At 74.1% G+C, this 17,277-nt stretch carries 19 protein-coding genes; 10 read left to right on the top strand and 9 right to left on the bottom strand.

From position 1 onward, the window contains the following. The first annotated feature begins 120 nt into the window (after positions 1 to 120). The gene (locus O7546_RS01170; RefSeq protein WP_281600368.1) at positions 121 to 3,354 is read left to right on the top strand and encodes a BTAD domain-containing putative transcriptional regulator; all 3,234 of its coding nucleotides are present in this window, start codon (positions 121 to 123) and stop codon (positions 3,352 to 3,354) included. Here O7546_RS01170 and O7546_RS01165 read toward each other — a convergent pair. From O7546_RS01165 to O7546_RS01155, 3 genes are all read right to left on the bottom strand, one after another. Then, positions 3,296 to 4,090, bottom strand: a complete 795-nt coding sequence (locus O7546_RS01165) for an ABC transporter permease (RefSeq protein WP_194798830.1) — start codon at positions 4,088 to 4,090, stop codon at positions 3,296 to 3,298. The genes O7546_RS01170 and O7546_RS01165 overlap by 59 nt on opposite strands. Next, positions 4,087 to 5,046, bottom strand: coding sequence for an ATP-binding cassette domain-containing protein (locus O7546_RS01160; protein WP_269696035.1), 960 nt, complete (start codon positions 5,044 to 5,046; stop codon positions 4,087 to 4,089). Before O7546_RS01160 ends, O7546_RS01165 begins: the two co-directional genes overlap by 4 nt. 74 nt (positions 5,047 to 5,120) lie before the next feature. Next, on the bottom strand, positions 5,121 to 5,825 hold the full coding sequence (locus O7546_RS01155; RefSeq protein WP_194798832.1) for a GAF and ANTAR domain-containing protein: 705 nt from the start codon (positions 5,823 to 5,825) through the stop codon (positions 5,121 to 5,123). A 196-nt stretch (positions 5,826 to 6,021) separates the two neighbouring features. On the opposite strand from O7546_RS01155, the gene O7546_RS01150 reads away from it, so the two are divergent. After that, positions 6,022 to 6,414, top strand: coding sequence for an STAS domain-containing protein (locus tag O7546_RS01150; protein ID WP_269696033.1), 393 nt, complete (start codon positions 6,022 to 6,024; stop codon positions 6,412 to 6,414). A gap of 180 nt (positions 6,415 to 6,594) precedes the next feature. After that, a complete protein-coding gene (locus O7546_RS01145) occupies positions 6,595 to 7,305 on the top strand; it encodes a GAF and ANTAR domain-containing protein (protein WP_194798833.1) in 711 nt (236 codons plus the stop codon). Positions 7,306 to 7,313: 8 nt separating this feature from the next. Here O7546_RS01145 and O7546_RS01140 read toward each other — a convergent pair whose 3' ends face one another. Beyond that, positions 7,314 to 7,532, bottom strand: a complete 219-nt coding sequence (locus tag O7546_RS01140) for a hypothetical protein (protein ID WP_194798834.1) — start codon at positions 7,530 to 7,532, stop codon at positions 7,314 to 7,316. An 85-nt stretch (positions 7,533 to 7,617) separates the two neighbouring features. Between O7546_RS01140 and O7546_RS01135 the strand changes: the two genes are divergently transcribed. Both O7546_RS01135 and O7546_RS01130 read left to right on the top strand, forming a co-directional pair. Next, positions 7,618 to 8,373, top strand: coding sequence for a methyltransferase domain-containing protein (locus O7546_RS01135; RefSeq protein WP_194798835.1), 756 nt, complete (start codon positions 7,618 to 7,620; stop codon positions 8,371 to 8,373). Positions 8,374 to 8,411: 38 nt separating this feature from the next. Beyond that, entirely contained in the window at positions 8,412 to 8,837 is a 426-nt protein-coding gene (locus O7546_RS01130) for an ATP-binding protein (RefSeq protein WP_194798836.1), read from the top strand. A 28-nt stretch (positions 8,838 to 8,865) separates the two neighbouring features. On the opposite strand, the gene O7546_RS01125 is transcribed toward O7546_RS01130, so the two are convergent. Further along, on the bottom strand, positions 8,866 to 9,648 hold the full coding sequence (locus O7546_RS01125; protein ID WP_194798837.1) for a DUF3152 domain-containing protein: 783 nt from the start codon (positions 9,646 to 9,648) through the stop codon (positions 8,866 to 8,868). Between the two features lie 203 nt (positions 9,649 to 9,851). Here O7546_RS01125 and O7546_RS01120 point away from each other — a divergent pair, with 203 nt between their 5' ends. The 3 genes from O7546_RS01120 (at position 9,852) to O7546_RS01110 (ending at position 12,752) form a co-directional block, all read left to right on the top strand. Continuing rightward, positions 9,852 to 11,042, top strand: a complete 1,191-nt coding sequence (locus O7546_RS01120; protein ID WP_194798838.1) for a DUF2786 domain-containing protein — start codon at positions 9,852 to 9,854, stop codon at positions 11,040 to 11,042. A gap of 100 nt (positions 11,043 to 11,142) precedes the next feature. Then, entirely contained in the window at positions 11,143 to 11,505 is a 363-nt protein-coding gene (locus O7546_RS01115) for a YciI family protein (RefSeq protein WP_228531393.1), read from the top strand. Then, a complete protein-coding gene (locus tag O7546_RS01110; protein WP_281600367.1) occupies positions 11,502 to 12,752 on the top strand; it encodes a sigma-70 family RNA polymerase sigma factor in 1,251 nt (416 codons plus the stop codon). The genes O7546_RS01115 and O7546_RS01110 overlap by 4 nt, the downstream gene beginning before the upstream one ends. A gap of 66 nt (positions 12,753 to 12,818) precedes the next feature. Here O7546_RS01110 and O7546_RS01105 read toward each other — a convergent pair whose 3' ends face one another. From O7546_RS01105 to O7546_RS01090, 4 genes are all read right to left on the bottom strand, one after another. Continuing rightward, positions 12,819 to 12,992 carry a CsbD family protein gene (locus tag O7546_RS01105; RefSeq protein ID WP_013283784.1) on the bottom strand — a complete coding sequence of 58 codons (174 nt, stop codon included), beginning with the start codon at positions 12,990 to 12,992 and terminating at the stop codon, positions 12,819 to 12,821. 67 nt (positions 12,993 to 13,059) lie between these two features. Next, on the bottom strand, positions 13,060 to 15,315 hold the full coding sequence (locus tag O7546_RS01100; protein WP_281600366.1) for a heavy metal translocating P-type ATPase: 2,256 nt from the start codon (positions 15,313 to 15,315) through the stop codon (positions 13,060 to 13,062). A 17-nt stretch (positions 15,316 to 15,332) separates the two neighbouring features. After that, positions 15,333 to 16,304, bottom strand: a complete 972-nt coding sequence (locus O7546_RS01095) for a hypothetical protein (RefSeq protein ID WP_269696026.1) — start codon at positions 16,302 to 16,304, stop codon at positions 15,333 to 15,335. 35 nt (positions 16,305 to 16,339) lie between these two features. Continuing rightward, a complete protein-coding gene (locus O7546_RS01090; RefSeq protein WP_269696025.1) occupies positions 16,340 to 16,546 on the bottom strand; it encodes a heavy-metal-associated domain-containing protein in 207 nt (68 codons plus the stop codon). A gap of 80 nt (positions 16,547 to 16,626) precedes the next feature. Here O7546_RS01090 and O7546_RS01085 point away from each other — a divergent pair, with 80 nt between their 5' ends. Further along, positions 16,627 to 16,926: a metal-sensitive transcriptional regulator gene (locus O7546_RS01085; protein ID WP_013283780.1), complete on the top strand. Its 300-nt coding sequence runs from the start codon at positions 16,627 to 16,629 to the stop codon at positions 16,924 to 16,926. A gap of 155 nt (positions 16,927 to 17,081) precedes the next feature. After that, positions 17,082 to 17,261, top strand: a complete 180-nt coding sequence (locus tag O7546_RS01080; protein ID WP_281600365.1) for an SHOCT domain-containing protein — start codon at positions 17,082 to 17,084, stop codon at positions 17,259 to 17,261. Positions 17,262 to 17,277 lie beyond the last annotated feature (16 nt).

Raw genomic sequence — 17,277 nt, 5'->3', positions numbered from 1 at the left:
GTGCGCACGGTCGACTGCTTTGACGGATCCGGTACGGGCGGGCCGGGGCTTTTCACGCCGCCTTCACGGACCGCCCGGCGCGGGGCCGTCACGAGCCGGTCCGCCGCCTACGCTGGCCCGGTGACCACCGAACTGACCCTGCTGTCGGACGTGGTCTGCCGAGGAGTGCCGGTGGGCGGCGCACGGCTGCGCGGGCTGCTGGCACTCCTGGCCGGCCGGCTCGGGTCCGGCTGCGGCACCGGCGCGCTCGTCGATGCGCTCTGGCCGGACGACCCGCCCCGGCATCCGGTCAAGGCGTTGCAGATCCTGGTCTCCCGGGCCCGCGCCGAGCTGGGCGCCGACCTGATCGTCCGGACCGCCACCGGTTACCGGCTGGCGCTCACCGACGCGCAGGTGGACGCGGCGGCAGTGCTGCGGCACGCCGCGGCGGCGGCCCGGCACGCCCGCGCGGGTGCGCACGCGGAAGCCCTCGCCGAGGCGGAGGCGGGCCTGAGGAACTGGTCCGGGCCGCCGGCCGACGACCCGGGCGAGGGCGATCCACTCACCGCGTTGCGTGCGGAGAGGGCGGCCACGCACCGGGAACTGTCCCGGGCACGGGCGCTCGCGTTGTCCCGGCTCGGACGGTCCGCGGAGGCGCTGCCCGGGCTCGCCGCGCTGGCCGCCGGGGGTCCGTACGACGAGGAACTGCTGGCCGAGCTGCTCCGCTGCGAGGCAGCGGTGACGAGCCGGTCGGCGGCGCTGAACCGGTACGAGGACTACCGCCGCTCGCTCCGCGACGAGCTGGGCGCCGAGCCGGGAGCGGCGCTGCGCGAGCTGCACCGGGAACTGCTCGACGGGGAGAGCCGGGTGGCCCGGCCCGGCATCCCGTACGAGCCGAACCCGCTGCTGGGCCGCGAGGGCGACCTGGCCTCGGTGGAGTCCCTGCTGGCCGGCTCCCGGGTGGTCTCCGTCGTCGGCCCGGGCGGGCTGGGCAAGACCCGGCTCGCGTACGCCGTGGCCCGGCGCGCACCGCAGCGCAGCGTACGTCTGGTGGCGCTCGGCGCGGTCGCCGTCGACGGCGACGTGCCGGAGGCGGTCGCCGCGGCGCTGGGGGTGGGCGAGCCGGTGGCCGGGCCGGTCGGCGCGCTGCCGGTGCCCGCCGACCCGGTCGCCGCGATCGTGGCGGCGCTCGGACCGGGGCCGGTGCTGCTGGTGCTGGACAACTGCGAGCAGGTGGTCCGGGGCGTCGCCGAGCTGGTGGCGGCGCTGCTGGCGGCGACCCGGGAGCTGCGGGTGCTGACCACCAGCCGTACCCCGCTGGGATTGACCTCGGAGGCGGTGCACGCGCTGCCCGAACTGCCGCTGGACACGGCGGTGCAGCTGTTCACGCAGCGGGCCCGCGCCGCCCGGCCGGGCGTTGTGCTGCCCGCCGACCAGGTGGCCGAGGTGTGCCGGCATCTGGACGGGATGCCGCTGGCGATCGAGCTGGCCGCAGCCCGGGTGCGGGCGATGAGCGTGCCGGAGCTGGCCCGCCGCCTCGACGACCGGTTCGGGCTGCTGCGTGGCGGCCCCCGGGACGCGCCACCACGCCACCACACGCTGCACGCGGTGGTCGACTGGAGCTGGAACCTGCTGCGGCCGGAAGGGCGGGCGGCGTTGCGGGCGCTGTCGGTGTTCCCGGACGGGTTCAGCACGGAGGCGGCGGACCGGGTGCTCGGCGAGGACGCGCTGCCGGTGCTGGAACACCTCGTCGACCAGTCACTGCTGCGGGTGGAGGAGACGCCCGACGCGATCCGGTTCCGGATGCTGGAGACGGTGCGGGAGTTCGGCGCCGCCCGCCGTGCCGAGGCCGGCGAGGACGAGCGGGTGGTGGCGGCGTTCCTCGCCTGGGCCCGCGAGTTCGGCCTCGGGCACCACGAGGCGCTGCTCGGCGCCGAGCCGTTCACCACGGTCGCGACGGTCCGCGCCGAGCAGGACAACCTGGTCGCCGCGCTGCGCCTGGCAGTGGCCCGGTCCGACGCGCCGACGGTGGCGGGTGTCGCCGCCGCGCTGGCCGCCGTGTGGACGCTGGACACCAGCTACACCCGGATGCTCGCGCTGGTCGCCGACACCGACTTCCTGCTGTCCCACTACCGTCCGGCGCCGGAGTTCGTGGCGCCGGTCCGTACCGTCGCCGTGCTCGGCGTGGCGCACAACCTGATGATCGCCGGGCGTCGCTCGACCCGCTCGCTGGTCGTGCTGCGCCGCCTGCCGCCGCCCCCGCCGGACACGGTCGCCGGTGCGATGGCGGTGGTACTGGGCGCGCTCCCCGAGATCGGCGCCGACCCGGCCGTGCTCACCGCGCTGCGCGCGCACCGCGAACCGCTTGTCGTCGCGATGGCGAACGCCCTGGCCAGCTACCTGCTGGAACAGGCCGGCCGGCCCGACGACGCGCTCGACGCGGCCCGGCGGATGCTCGACGCGGTGGCGCACCGGCCGCTGCGGTGGCTCCTGGTGCTCGCCCACTCCCGGGTCGGCGAACTCTGCATGCAGGCCGAACGCTCGGCGGAGGCCCGGGACAACCTGACCGCCGCGCTGGACCTGCTGGCCGACTCCGGCCCGTGGTGGGACCGCCTCCAGATCCGCTGGAGCCTGGTGCTGGTCAACCTGGCGCTGGGCGAGGTCGACGAGGCGGAACGCTGGCTGCGGCTGGCCACCACCGATGCCTGCGACAGTCGATACGACGCCGTGCCGGTGCCGGACGACCAGTACGGCATGCGGGCGTACGAGCGCGGCATCCGGGCCGAGTTCGCGCTGGCCCGGGGCGATGTCGAGGCCGGACTGGCCGGCTGGCGGGAGGCGCTGCACGGGTTGCGTCAACCGTCGGATCCGCTCGTCTGGTCCGGCCCGCCCGGCGACGCGCCGTGGCATCTGGAGATCCGGGCGGCTGCCCTGGCCGCGCACGCCCGGTACGGCCGGCTGGACCTGGTGCCGGGGCTCGCCGAGACGTTGCGCCGCCGGAGCGTGACCCTGCTGGCCGACCCGATCACCGACCCGCCCGGTTTTCTCGTGCAGCTGCCGCTCCACGGGTCGCTGCTGCTCGCCCTCGCCCTGGTCGAGCTGGACCGGTCGGGCGGTACCGGCGACGGTGCCGCCGGCGCCCGGCTGGTCGCGCTCGCCGAACGCTTCGGCTACCTGCGCAACTTCCAGCCCACCATGTCCTCGGCGGCGGCCCGCCGGGCGGCGCGCGACGCGGACGCGGCGGCGTACGACGCGGCCAGCGCGTCGTACGCCGCTCTCGACCACGACGAGCTGCGGCTCGCCGCCGTGGCGGAACTCAGCGGGAGGGATCCCGGTCGTACAGCCGGCGCGCCCACAGGTAACCGAGCAGGCTGATCCCGGCGCACCACGCCACCGCCACGAGCGCGTCACCGCCGTCGACCGGGCCGGCCAGGAGCAGGCCGCGCAACGTCTCCATGATCGGGGTGAACGGCTGGTGCTCGGCGAACCAGCCGAGCCACCCGGGCATCGAGCCGGTCGGCACGAACCCGCTGCCCAGGAACGGCAGCAGCAGCAACGGCATGGGCAGGTTGCTGGCGCTCTCCACGCTCTTGGACACCATGCCCAGCGCCACCGACAGCCAGGTGATCGCGAACGCGGTCAGGGTGAGCAGCCCGACGGCGGCGATCCACTGCGCCGGGGAGGCGTCCGGCCGGAATCCGACCAGCAACGCGACACCGACCACCACCGCCAGGCCGAGCAGCGTCTGCGTCACCGCGCCGACGACGTGGCCGGTGAGGACCGCCGCGCGGGCGATGGACATGGTGCGGAACCGCGCCACGATGCCCTCGGTCATGTCCATGGCCACCGCGATCGCGGTGCCCTGCGCCGCGCCGGCCATGGCGAGCAGCAGGATGCCGGGGGTCACGTAGTCGGCGTACGCGGACCGGCCCCCGGCCACGTCGCCGAGTCCGTTGCCGAGCGTGCCGCCGAAGACGTAGACGAACAACAGCAGAAAGATCACCGGCAGGGCGATCACCACGACGGTCAGCGACGGGTAGCGCACCGCGTGCTTCAGGTTGCGGCGCAGCATGGTCGCCGAGTCGCCGATGGTGTGGGCGAGCGTGCTCATGCGGTCACCTTCTCCTCGGTCGGGTGGCCGGTGAGGGCCAGGAAGACGTCGTCCAGGTCGGGGGTGTGCAGGCTCAACGAATCGACAGCGACACCGGCGGCGTCGAGCCGGTCGAGGAGCCCCCGCACCCCGCTGACGCTCCCGTCGCCCGGCACCCGCAGGGTGAGGTCGTCGTCGTGCCGGGTGGCCGCCGGGAACAGCCCGGCCGCCGCGGCCAGGTGCGCCGCGTCGGTGAAGTGCAGGCGTACGTGGCCGCCGGGCACCATCCGCTTCAGCTCGGCCGGGCTGCCCTCGGCGACCAGCCGACCGCCGTCGAGCAGCGCGACCCGATCGGCCAGATGGTCGGCCTCCTCCAGGTACTGGGTGGTGAGGAAGACGGTGGCGCCCTCGGCCACCAGCTCACGGACGATCTGCCACATGGCCCGGCGGCTGCGCGGGTCCAGGCCGGTCGTCGGCTCGTCCAGGAAGATCAGCCGGGGGCGGCCGACGAGCGTCATCGCCAGGTCCAGCCGGCGCTTCATCCCGCCCGAGTATGTCGCCACCGGCTTGCCCGCCGCCTCGGTCAGGTCGAAGCGGGCCAGCAGGTCGTCCACCACCCGCCGTCCCTCGGTCCGGCCCAGGTGCCGCAGGTCGGTCATCAGCCGCAGGTTCTCCGCGCCGGTGAGCAGCGCGTCAACGGCGGAGAACTGGCCGGTCACGCCGATCGCGGCGCGTACCCGGTCCGGTGCGGCGGTCAGGTCGTGGCCGGCGATCCGGACGGTGCCGGCGTCGGGGCGGATGAGCGTGGAGAGGATCTGCACGGTGGTGGTCTTGCCGGCGCCGTTCGGGCCGAGCAGGGCGAACACGGTGGCCTCGGGTACGCGCAGGTCGACACCGTCGAGCACCACCTGTCTCCGGTACGCCTTGCGCAGCCCGGACACCTCGACCATCGCGCCGGGAGAGTTCGTCGTCGTCATGCCCGCAACCGTGACGGCAGGCAGGATCAGCGCGGTTTCACGACGGTTTCACGCCCCGCGACGACGTGTACGGATCAGCGGGCGGCGGCGCGGGAGACGAGTGCCTCGGCCACCTCGCGCAGCTTGCGGTTGGAGTCCTGGGAGAGCTTGGCGAGCAGCGTGAACGCCTCCTCGGCCGAGCAGCGCCGCTGTCCCATGATGATCCCCTTCGCCTGCTCGATCACCGCCCGGCTGCGCATCGCCTCCTGCATCTGCCGGGCCAGCGTCGCGGTGCTCTCGTAGAGGTGCGTGTTGGCGAGCGCCACCGCCGCGTACGCGGCGAACTCCTCCGCCAGCTCGATCGACGCCTTGTCGAACGCGTCGGTGGATCTTCCGTATACGTTCAGCGCCCCGGTGACCGCCTCCTGGATCGGCAGTCCGATCGACAGCGAACTCTGCACGCCCGCCGAGCGGGCCCGCGCCGCCCAGCCGGGCCAGCGCGGCTCATCGGTCAGGTCGGGCAGGGAGATGCTCACCGCGCTGACCGAGGCGTCCAGGCAGGGCCCGTCGTCGTGCTCGTACTGCCACTCGTCCAGGCTGCGGGCCAGGTCGCTGGTGTAGGCGATGGCCCGGCTCGCGCCGGCCTGCACCAGGGAGACGGACACCTCGGCGCTGCCCGGCACCGCCCGGTTCGCCAGGTCGGCGACGCGCGCCAGCACGTCGTCGAGCGCCACCTCGTCGAGCCGGATCCGACTCAGCTCCGCGAGGGCTTCGCCGGGGTCGATGCGGGGGGCTTCCATGCTCTCGTCCTGTCCTGACGGGGATCATCGGCAGCGCTCGTTGCGATGACGGTACCCGGGACCGGCGGGTCCGAACTCGTCCCACGCTGCGATGTCCACCCCGTCGGCGTATCTTCGGATACGGGTCAAGACATGCGCCCTCCTGCTCCCGGCGAGTGCCGCCGGGAGCCTCCTCGGACGTTGAGGTGGGGGTGCCGTGTCCGACGAACAGCCGATCATGTGGCTGAGCTGCCACGCGGGCACGGACGTGACTCAGGTCTCGGTGGCCGGCGAGGTGGATCTCAGCAACGCGCATCTGCTCACCGAACTCGTGGAGACGGCCGTCGCGGCGCCCGCCCCGCTCGTGGTGATCGACCTCGCGGAGGTCAGCTTCTTCGGCGCGTACGGCACGAACGCGCTGGTGCTGGCGCATCGGATGCTCACCCGGCACGGCCGGCGGCTGATCCTGCACCGCCCCTCCCCGGTGGTCCGGCGCGTCCTCGCCGTCACCGGCACGCTCGGCGCGTTCGAGGTCGTCGATCGCCCGGCGCTACCGGCCGCCGGCCACGCGTCGGCACGTCCCGTCCTACCGACCCGTTCCGGGTCGTAGAGTTGTCCCGGTAGTCGACGTCCCGTCCGGGGCGTCACGAACGAGCGTCAAGAAGCGGCGCGGTCCCGATCTCCGTCAGGAATCGGGACGCCGGTCCGTCACCACGGGCCGATCCCCACCACCAGCCGTCGCGCCCCTCGCGGGCCGGCGGCGTCGCTTCGCACAAGGACGTCACCGCTCATGCCGCAGGACCACCCCGACCTCGCCGCTGCCTTGATCAGACTCGGTCGGATCAAGTACGACGAAGTCGACCTCGACGTGGTGTTGTCGACCATCGCCCAGGTCGCCAAGGACACCCTGCCCGGGACCGCAGAGGTCTCGGTCACCCTGGTCCAGGGCACCGAGGCGCACACCGCCGCGTACACCGGCGAACTGGCACTGACGCTCGACGAGTGGCAGTACGCGCAGGGCCGCGGCCCGTGCCTGGACGCCGCCACCACCGGCACCGCCATGCTGGTACCGGACATGGCGGCGGAGAGCCGCTGGCCGGAGTGGGCGGCCCGGGCGCACGCAGCGGGCGCGGCCAGCTCGCTGTCGATCGGCCTGCCCATTCAGGAGGCGATGGTCGGCGCGCTGAACATCTACGGCGCGTCCCCGGGCGTCCTGGACCGCCAGGTCGAGCTGGCGCAGACGCTGGCCGGGTACGCCGCCATCGCGCTGGCCAACGTCCACCTCTACGAGAGCACGGCGACGCTGGCGCAGCAGATGCAGGAGGCGATGCAGAGCCGGGCCGTGATCGAGCAGGCGAAGGGCATCATCATGGGGCAGCGGCGCTGCTCGGCCGACGAGGCGTTCGCCATCCTGGCCCGGGTGTCGCAGGACTCCAACCGCAAGCTGCGCGAGGTCGCCGAGTCACTCGTCGATCGCGCGGTGCACGGACCTCGTGACTGAGCGTGAGGTCAGCGCGGCATCGCCCGCCAGCCGGAGCCGCTCGCGCGCCACGCCCCGGCGAGGATCGTCGCTGAGCCACGACTCGGGCACTGCTGAATCTTCGACCGGCCGCTCGCTCCGCCGATCTGCGCCTGGACCTGCCACTGGCTTCCGTCGGTACGGATGTATACGTCGCGCCGTCCGCGAGGGTTGCTGACGCCGTTCCACCAGTGTTCCTCGACCACCATGCGGTGACCGTACCCCAGGAGACCCGGACGGGCCCAGACCGGAATTCCGTTGCTCCGCGTCACCGGGGGGCGGCACCCTCCACTGATGACCTCACCGGACCTGCCGCGCCAGTTCACCATCCGCGAAGGCGAACTGCGCATCCTCAACCCGATCGACGACGTCAAGCTGGCCACACTGGGCCGGGCGATCCGATTGCGCCCCGGCGACGAAGTGCTCGACCTGTGCAGCGGCAAGGGGGAACTGCTCTGCACCTGGGCCCGGGACCACGGGATCACCGGCACCGGGGTCGACCTGAGCACCGCCTTCACCGCCGCCGCCCGGGAGCGCGCCACCGAACTCGGTGTAGCCGACCGGGTACTTTTCGTGCACGGCGACGCCGCGGCGTACATCCCGGAGCGTCCGGTCGACATGGCCGCCTGCGTCGGTGCGACCTGGATCGGCGGCGGGGTGCCCGGGACGCTGGAGCTGCTCGGCCGGGCGTTGCGGCCGGGCGGCATGGCGCTCGTCGGCGAGCCCTACTGGCGGCGTGACCCGCCGGACGACGAGGCGGTCACCGGCTCGCACGCCCGGTCCCGCGACGAGTTCACCGACCTGCCCGGCCTGGTCGCGTCGTTCGGCGAGTGCGGCTGGGATCTGGTCGAGATGGTCCTCGCCGACCAGGACAGCTGGGACCGGTACGCCGCCGCGCACTGGCTGAACCTGCGCCGCTGGCTGGACGCCAACCCGGACGACGAACTGGCCCCGGAGCTGCGGCGGGAGCTGACCGAGGACCCGGTGCGGTACGTCCGCTTCCAGCGCGAGTACATGGGGTGGGGCGTCTTCGCGCTACTGCGCCGCTGAGCTGCTTAACGAGCGGCTACGCAGGGTAAAGGCAGATCATGGGACAGTTGCGCACCTCGCCGCCGCCGCCACAGGCCACCGAGCTGGAGCAGTGGGTGCTCGACAGTCCCGAGGATCTTCGTGGGCTGCGCGCCTCGCTCCGTGACGCGCTGAACCGGCACGGGCTGGTGCAGGGCGAGAATCTGGACGAGGTGCCACACCTGGTAGTGCTCGTCGCCACCGAGCTGGCGAGCAACGCGCTGCGGCACGGCCGGCCGCCCACCATCGTCACGCTGCTCACCACCGACGACCGGTTCCTGCTCGACGTGGCCGACCACGACGTCAGTTCGGTGCCGGAGCTGACCGACATCAGTCCGACGGACTCGGGCGGGCGGGGTCTGTTCCTGGCGCAGTCGGTCTCGCTCGACGTGGGCTGGTACGCCACCGAGAAGACCAAGAACATCTGGGCCTCGTTCTCCCGGTGAAGGGCCGGGGCGGCCGCCGGGCGAGGGCTCAGCGGTCCCCGGCCGGGATCGGGTCGTCGTACTGGCCGGGCGGTCCGGACAGCGGCTCGCCGCCCACGATCGGCCACGGGTTCGGTGTGCAGCCGTGCAGGCCGAGCGTCTGCTGCACCATGACCGGCGCCGGACCGCCGGCCCGGGGGCAGCGCTCGTGGCCGCGGCCCAGCCGGTGGCCGACCTCGTGGTTGAGCAGGTACTGCCGGTATCGGGAGAGATCGCTGACGTGCGGCACCCCGTACACCCAGCGGGCCACGTTGATCACCACCTGGTCGCCGTTGCGGCAGGACGTGTAGCTGTCGCTCGGGTCGCCGCACAGCCGCCCCCTGGTGACAGGCGTGGTGAGCAGCACTGTGAAGTCGGCGCGGTCGTCGCGGCCCACCCGTTGCAGCCGCCACCGGCCGTCGCCGGTCCAGCCCCGCCGGTCGGCGAGGGTGGCGGCGACGTCCCGGGCGAACCGCTCCACGTCCACGTTGCGGATGCCGTCCTCGACCGCGACCCGGTAGCGCAGCAGCTCACCGGAGCGCCCGGCGACCGCGCCGACCGTGTCGGCGGTCCGGAAGGTGCCGTCGCCCCGGGCCGGGTAGCCGATGCCGGGGGCCACCCGGCCGGCCGCCGGAACCGGTGTCGGCGCGACCGTCGGCGTGGGACGCGCGTCCGGCGCGGGCGCGCTCGGTGCCGCCGCCTGTACGGTCCGCCGCACGTCGATGCGGTCCAGCAGGTCCGGGTGCCGGGCGGCGTACCCCCCGGCTGCGAGCGCGGCACCGACCAGGACCACCGCCAGGACCCGTGGTGATCGCGGCCTCCGTCGTCGCCGGTGCAGCCCCCGGTCGTGCCCGCCCACGTGATCTCCGTCCGTCGCGCCGCCCCGCTCCGGGCAGGAGTACGGACGGCGGGCCCGGACGGTTGAACGGCGGGCCGGGTACCGTCGGTGCCGGGGTGGGCGACCTGCCGCCTGTCGGAGTCCAGGGAGAGCCACCCGTGTCACCAGCCGAGCGACTGCTCGACGCCGCCGTCGCGACCGCGCGCGGCACCGACGTACGCGCTGCCGAGCGAGCCCTCGACGGCCTCGTGGTGGCCGACGGCGCGGCGGTCGACGCGGCGCTGCTCGCCCGGCTCACGCGGGACGTGGGACGGCTCTGGCCGCGCGGCTGGCAGCCCGCCGACCTGGACCGGCTCGCCACGCGGCGGCTCACTCCCCGCGGTGCCCGGCTGCTGCGCGACGCGATGGCCGCGCAGCGGCGCACGCTGCCCGCGCCCGTCCCGGCCTGGTTCGACGAGCAGCTCACCGAGACCGGCGCCCGCTGGGACGACGACGCGGGCTGGCTGGACCGGCGGGCCTACGGCGACCGGATCACCGCGCTGCGGGACGCGGTCGACGCGGTCGTCCTGGTGGTGGGGCTGCCGCCGATCGCGGTGCTCCGGCCGCCGCCCGGCTCGGCCGGTACCGCCCTGGCCGCCACGACACCGAGCGGTTCCCGGATGCTCGACCGGGTACGCGCGCTGCTGGCGAAGGCCGAGTCGACCGGCTACCCGGCCGAGGCGGAGGCGTTCACCGCGAAGGCGCAGGAGCTGATGGCCCGGCACAGCATCGACGCGGCGCTGCTCGACGCCGGGGCCGACCGGACCGGCGGCCCGGGTGGCGTGCGGATCGGCGTCGACGCCCCGTACGCGGCCGCGAAGGCGCTGCTGATCCAGGAGGTCGCGGCGGCGAACCGGTGCGAGTCGGTCTGGTCCGACGACCTGGGCTTCGCCACGGTGCTCGGCTTCCCGGCCGATCTGGCGGCTGTCGAACTGCTACACACCTCGCTGCTCGTGCAGGCCACCGCCGCGATGCTGCGCGGCCGGGGCGAGCGCGGCAGGGCCGGCGGGCGGCGTACCAAGGGCTACGACGAGTCGTTCCTCAACGCGTTCGCGCTACGCGTCGGCGACCGGCTGCGGGAGGCGAGCGCGGCGGCAGCGGAGGAACTCGCCGACGACCGGCTGCTGCCGGTGCTCGCGGCCCGCTCCGACGCCGTCCGGGAACGCGTCGACCAGCTCTTTCCCGGTACCACCCGGCACCGCCTCCAGGTGCGCGACGAGCAGGGCTGGGTCTCCGGCACCAGCGCGGCCGACCGCGCCTCGCTCGACCCCGGCCGTCCGGCACGCCGTCCGGTTCGCGGGGGCCGCTGACCTTCCCGGGTGATGATGTCGGATCGGGCGGACCGGCTCCGACCCGTCTGCGAGGCGCCACCGCCGGTGGCCCGCACCCGAGGAGTACACCGTGAAGTACATGCTGCTGATCTGGAACCGGCCCGGCTTCGTGGAGGAGCTGTCCGAGGCGGAACGCACCGCGATCTTCGGTGAGGTCGACGAGATCATGAAGGAGCTGACCGAGTCCGGCGAACTGGTCGGCGGCGAGGCGCTGGCCCACCCCTCGCAGACCCGCACGGCCCGCCCGGCGGCCGGTGGCGGCGCCGAGGTCACCGACGGGCCGTTCATGGAGAGCAAGGAGCAGTTCGCCGGCTACCTGACCGTCGACTGCGAGACCCCGGAGCGGGCCGCCGAGATCGCCGCGCGCTGGCCGGACGTACGGCACGGTTTCGGTGTGCTGGAGGTGCGCGCGGTGATGGAGCAGGCCGGGACGGAGATGTGACATCACCTGTGGTCGAGGACCTGCTGCGTACGCTCGCGCCGCAGGTCCTCGGCGTGCTCGTCCGCCGGCACGGCCAGTTCTACGCCTGCGAGGACGCCGTCCAGGAGGCGCTGCTCGCCGCCGCCGTGCAGTGGCCGGAGCAGGGCCTGCCCGACCACCCCCGCTCCTGGCTGGTCACCGTCGCCACCCGGCGGCTCACCGACGAGTGGCGCAGCGAGCACGCCCGCCGGGAACGCGAGGTGGCTGTCGCGGTCCGGCAGCCCGCGTACGCGGCTGTCGTCCCGCCCGCCGACGAGGAGACCCCGAGCGGCGACGACACGTTGAAGCTGCTGTTCCTCTGCTGCCATCCGGCGTTGCCGGTGAGCGGGCAGGTGGCGCTCACGCTGCGCGCCGTGGGCGGGTTGAGCACGGCCGAGATCGCCCGCGCGTACCTGGTGCCGGAGGCGACGATGAGCCAGCGGATCCGCCGGGCGAAGCAGCGGATCGAGGCGTCCGGCGCGCGTTTCACGCTGCCGTCCCCGGCGGACCGGGACGAGCGGCTGGCCGCCGTGCTGCGGGTGCTCTACCTGGTCTTCAACGAGGGTTACACCGCGTCCAGCGGCGAGGCGCTGCACCGGGCCGAGCTGACCGCAGAGGCGATCCGGCTGACCCGGGAGCTGCGCCGGCTGCTCCCGGACGACGGCGAGGTGGCCGGGTTGCTGGCGCTGATGCTGCTCACCGACGCGCACCGGGCCGCCCGTACCGGGCCGGACGGCGAGCTGGTGCCGCTGGCGGAGCAGGACCGCAGCCGGTGGGACCGGGACGCCGTCGCGGAGGGGGTGGCGCTGGTGACCGAGGCGCTCACCTGGTCGGCGCCCGGGCCGTACCAGGTGCAGGCGGCGATCGCCGCTGTGCACGCGGAGGCGCCCACCGCCGAGGACACCGACTGGCGGCAGATCATCGCGCTCTACCGGGTGCTGGCGCAGGTCGCGCCGAACCCGATGGTCACGCTCAACCAGGCCGTCGCGGTGGCAATGGTGGACGGCCCGCGTGCCGGGCTGGCGCTGCTGGCCACGCTCGACGGCGACGACCGGACCGCGGGGCACCACCGGCTCGCCGCCGTCCGCGCACACCTGCTCGACCTGGCCGGTGACCGTGCGGAGGCCCGGGCCGCGTACCTGGCCGCCGCGCGGGCCACCACGAGCCTGCCGGAGCGGCGTTATCTGGAGGTACGCGCCGCGCGCCTGGCCGGTGACCGGCCGCGCTGACCCGCGCCCGGACAGCACTCCGGGCCGGCCCGTGGGCCGACCCGGTGGTGTGTGTGCGTCGCGTACTCAGCTCTTGAAGGCGTCCTTGATCTTCTCGCCGGCCTGCTTGAGCTTGGCGCCCGCCTGGTCGTTGCGGCCCTCGGCCTCGAGGCGCTCGTTGTCGGTCGCCCGGCCCACGCCCTCCTTGACCTTGCCCGCGGTGTCCTGGGAAGCGTTGTCGATCTTGTCGTCCAGACCCATGATGACCTCCACTGATGCGCTTGCCTGACGACAACTTGTTACCCCCTCGGCCGTCGGCTCAATCCCCTCACCCGATCGGGCGGAAGCTCCGCAGCCGCAGGCTGTTGCCCACCACGAACACCGACGAGAACGCCATGGCCGCCCCGGCGAGCATCGGGTTGAGCAGTCCGGCCGCCGCCAGCGGCAGCGCCGCGACGTTGTAGGCGAACGCCCAGAACAGATTGCCCTTGATGATCCCCAGCGTCCGCCGGGAGAGCCGGATGGCGTCCGGGGCGGCCATCAGGTCGCCCCGGACCAGCGTCAGGTCGGCCGCTTCGATCGCCGCATCGGTGCCGGTGCCCACGGCCAGCCCGAGGTCGGCGCGGGCCAGCGCGGCGGCGTCGTTCACCCCGTCGCCGACCATGGCGACCACGCGGCCCTCGCGTTGGAGCCGCTCGACCACGTCGACCTTGTCGGCGGGCAGCACCTCCGCGATCACCTCGTCGATGCCGACCTCGGCCGCCACCGCCTTCGCCACAGTGGTGTTGTCGCCGGTGAGCAGCACCGGCTTCAGGCCCAGCTCACGCAGCCGCGCGACGGCCGCCCGGCTGGTCGGCTTCACCGCGTCGGCCACCGCGAGCACACCCCGGGCCCGCCCGTCCCAGCCGGCCAGGATCGCCGTCCGCCCGGCGGCCTCCGCGCCGGTCGCGGCCCGCACGACCTCCTCGGGTACGTCGAGACCCCGCTCCCGCAGCAGCCGGGCCCGGCCGACCACCACGGTCCGGCCGTCGACGGTGCCGGTCACGCCCAGCCCTTCGGCGTTGGCGAACTCGCCGACCGGCGGCAGCGGTCCGGCTTCGGCCGCGGCCTCGGCGACGGCCCGCGCGATCGGGTGCTCGGAGGCGGCCTCCAGCGCGCCGGCCACCCGGAGCAGTTCGTCGGCGTCCTCGCCGCCGGCGGGCAGCACCTCGGCCAGCGCCATCCGGCCGGTGGTGACGGTGCCGGTCTTGTCCAGCACCACGGTGTCGACCCGGCGGGTGGACTCCAGCACCTCCGGCCCCTTGATCAGCACGCCGAGCTGCGCGCCACGGCCGGTGCCGACGAGCAGCGCGGTCGGGGTGGCCAGGCCGAGCGCGCACGGGCAGGCGATGATCAGGACGGCCACCGCGGCGGTGAACGCGGCGGTCGGCCCGGAGCCGGTGCCGAGCCACCAGCCGAGCGTGCCGGCGGCCAGCGCGATCACGATCGGTACGAACACGCCGGAGATCCGGTCGGCGAGCCGCTGCACCGCCGCCTTGCCGGTCTGTGCCTGCTCCACCAGCCGTGCCATCTGGGCGAGCTGGGTATCCCCGCCGACCCGGGTGGCGCGGACCACCAGGCGCCCGCCGGCGTTCACCGTGGCGCCGACCACGGCGTCGCCCTGGCCCACCTCGACCGGCACCGACTCGCCGGTGAGCATGCTGGCGTCGACCGCCGACGTACCCTCCTCGACCACACCGTCCGTGGCGACCTTCTCGCCGGGCCGGACCACGAACCGGTCCCCGACCGCGAGCCGGCCGACCGGGATCCGGGTCTCCTGCCCGTCGCGCAGCACCGCCACGTCCTTGGCGCCGAGTTCGAGCAGGGCGCGCAGCGCCGACCCGGCGGTGCGCTTGGAGCGGGCCTCGAAGTACCGCCCGGCCAGGATGAACACGGTCACCCCGGCGGCGGCCTCCAGGTAGATGTTGCCGGCGCCGTCGCCGCGGGTGATGTCGAGGCTGAACGGGTGTTTCATCCCGGGCATGCCGGCGTCGCCGAGGAACAGCGCCCACAGCGACCAGCCGAATGCGGCCAGCGTGCCGAGCGAGACGAGCGTGTCCATGGTCGCCGCACCGTGCCGCAGGTTGACCAGTGCGGCGCGGTGGAACGGCAGCCCGCCCCAGACCACCACCGGGGCGGCCAGCGTGAGCGAGGCCCACTGCCAGTAGTCGAACTGCCAGGCCGGAACCATGGCGAGCACGATCACCGGCACTGTGAGCACGGCGGAGACCCAGAGCCGGGTACGCGCGGTGCGCAGCTCGTCCACCGGCTCCCCGGCCGCTGCCGCCTCCGCCTGCTCGGGCGGCGGCGGCACCACGGCGGTGTAGCCGGTCTTCTCGACGGTGGCGATCAGGTCGGCCGGCGCGATGTCGTCGGCGTACCGGACGGTGGCCTTCTCGGTGGCGTAGTTCACCGTCGCCTCGACGCCGTCCATCCGGTTGAGCTTCTTCTCGATCCGGGCGGCGCAGGACGCGCAGGTCATCCCGCCGATCGCCAGTTCGATCAGGTTCGGCGCGGTGGGCAGCGCCTTTCCCGTGGCAGTCATCGCGGCACCTCCGGCGCTCAACTGTGCCCGTGCCCCGGAGTGCCGTGTCCGGCGTCCGGGGTCGGTGCGGTGGTGGATGCCGGCGCGGCGGGCGGCGGCGCGGTCCGGTCGCCGGCGAGGACGGTGAACTCGGCGGTGTGCACCGCGTCGCCGTGCCGGAAGTCCAGGTAGAGACGGTACGCCCCGGCCGAGGGCACCTCGGCGGCGAACGTGACCGCCGGACCGGCAGGTGTGCGCCCGTCGCCGGGCGTGCCCTCCGGGTGCACGTGCAGGTACGCCAGGTCGCCCTGCCGCAGCGCCACCAGGTGGCCGTACGCGCCGAGGTAGGGCGCAAGGTCGGTGACCGGCCGCCCGTCGCGGCTGACGGAGAGCGTGAGCCGGCTGGTGCGGCCCGGCTCCGGCGTGCCGGTCAGGGTGACCGTGTAGCCGTCGACTGTGGTGCTGGTCACCGGCGCCGGCAACGGCCGGGCGGTCAGCTCGCCGGGGACCGTGACGTCCAGGCCGAGCGTCAGCGGCTCGCCGCCTTCGGGGGTGAAGTCGGCGAACGCCCGCCAGACGCCGGGGCCGCCGAGCGGTGAGGCGACCCGCCAGGTGCCGTCGCCGGCCATCTCCGGGTGGACGTGCCGGAACCCGGACAGGTCCCGGCGGGCGACGATCAGGTGCATGCGCTTGTCGTGGGCCACCTCGAAGCGGGTGACCGGCGTACCGTCCGGGCCGGTGATCCGGAAGGCGAACTGCCCGGCCGGGGCGTCGGCGGGCTGGAACGTGTAGCCACGCTCGGAGACGAGCAGCCCGCCGGGCAGGTGCGCGGAGGCGCCGCTCTCGTCACCGTGGCCGGTGTCGCCGGCCCCGTGTTCGCTGTCGGTGTCGTCGTGTCGGGTCTCGGCGGCCGGGGCGACGGGATCGGCCAGGTTGCCGATCCCGTACGCCGCGCCGAACACCGCCACGAGGCCGAGGGCGAAGCCGCTGAGCTTCGTCGCCGTGTTCATGGTGTCTCCTCGGTTTCTACGGGTCGTCGGACCCGTCACGCACCGACGAGGTCGTAGCCGGCCTCGTCGACCGCCGCGCGGACCGCGTCCACGTCCAGCGGGTTCTGACTGGTGACGGTGACCCGGCCGCCGGCCAGGTCGACCTGGACGTCGGTGACGCCCGGAAGTGCGCTCAGCTCGGTGCTCACCGAGTTGACGCAGTGCCCGCAGGTCATGCCGCTCACCTGGTAGGTGGTCTCCATCTCGCCCTCCGATCTGATACCCCCCAGGGGTACGTTCGGAACGTTAGCATACCCCCGAGGGGTACGCTATCCTCGGTTTCATGACCGCGCCGTCCAGCCCGACCCGGGGCTACACCGCCAGCAAGGACCAACTCCTCGCCCGGCTCCGCCGGATCGAGGGCCAGGTCCGTGGCATCGAGAAGATGGTCGAGGACGACCGTTACTGCATCGACGTGCTGACCCAGATCTCGGCCATCCAGGCGGCGCTGGACAAGGTCGGCCTGGGTCTACTCGACGGCCACGCCCGGCACTGCATGCACGAGGGCGCCGCCGAGGGCCGGGCCGACGAGATGGCGACCGAGATGATGGCCGCCGTCGGCCGCCTGATGAAGCGCGGCTGAGCGGGGACCTCCGACCCTCGGACCAGGGCACATCGACCCGTGCCGGCGCACCCGGGCGGACGTACCGTCGACGTGGCGGGCAGGCCGGCCCGGCGGACCCGCGGTGACGGACGGAGGGCGGCCCGATGATGTGGCAGAGCCCGATGATGGGCTGGATGTGGATCTGGTCCCTGCTGGTGCTCGCCGTGCTGGCGGGGCTCGTCTGGGCGGCCGTGCGGTGGACCGGCCCGCAGTACCTGGGCCCGACGACGGCGCGGCGCATCCTGGACGAGCGGTACGCCCGTGGCGAGATCGACGAGGACGAGTACCGGCGACGCCGGGCCGGCCTGGCCTGACCACGCGGGGCGAGCG

The sequence above is a fragment of the Micromonospora sp. WMMA1976 genome (assembly GCF_027497335.1).
Taxonomy (GTDB): domain Bacteria; phylum Actinomycetota; class Actinomycetes; order Mycobacteriales; family Micromonosporaceae; genus Micromonospora; species Micromonospora aurantiaca.
The sequence above is the reverse complement of the archived record's forward strand: the minus strand, read 5'-3'. Positions and strand labels throughout refer to the sequence as shown.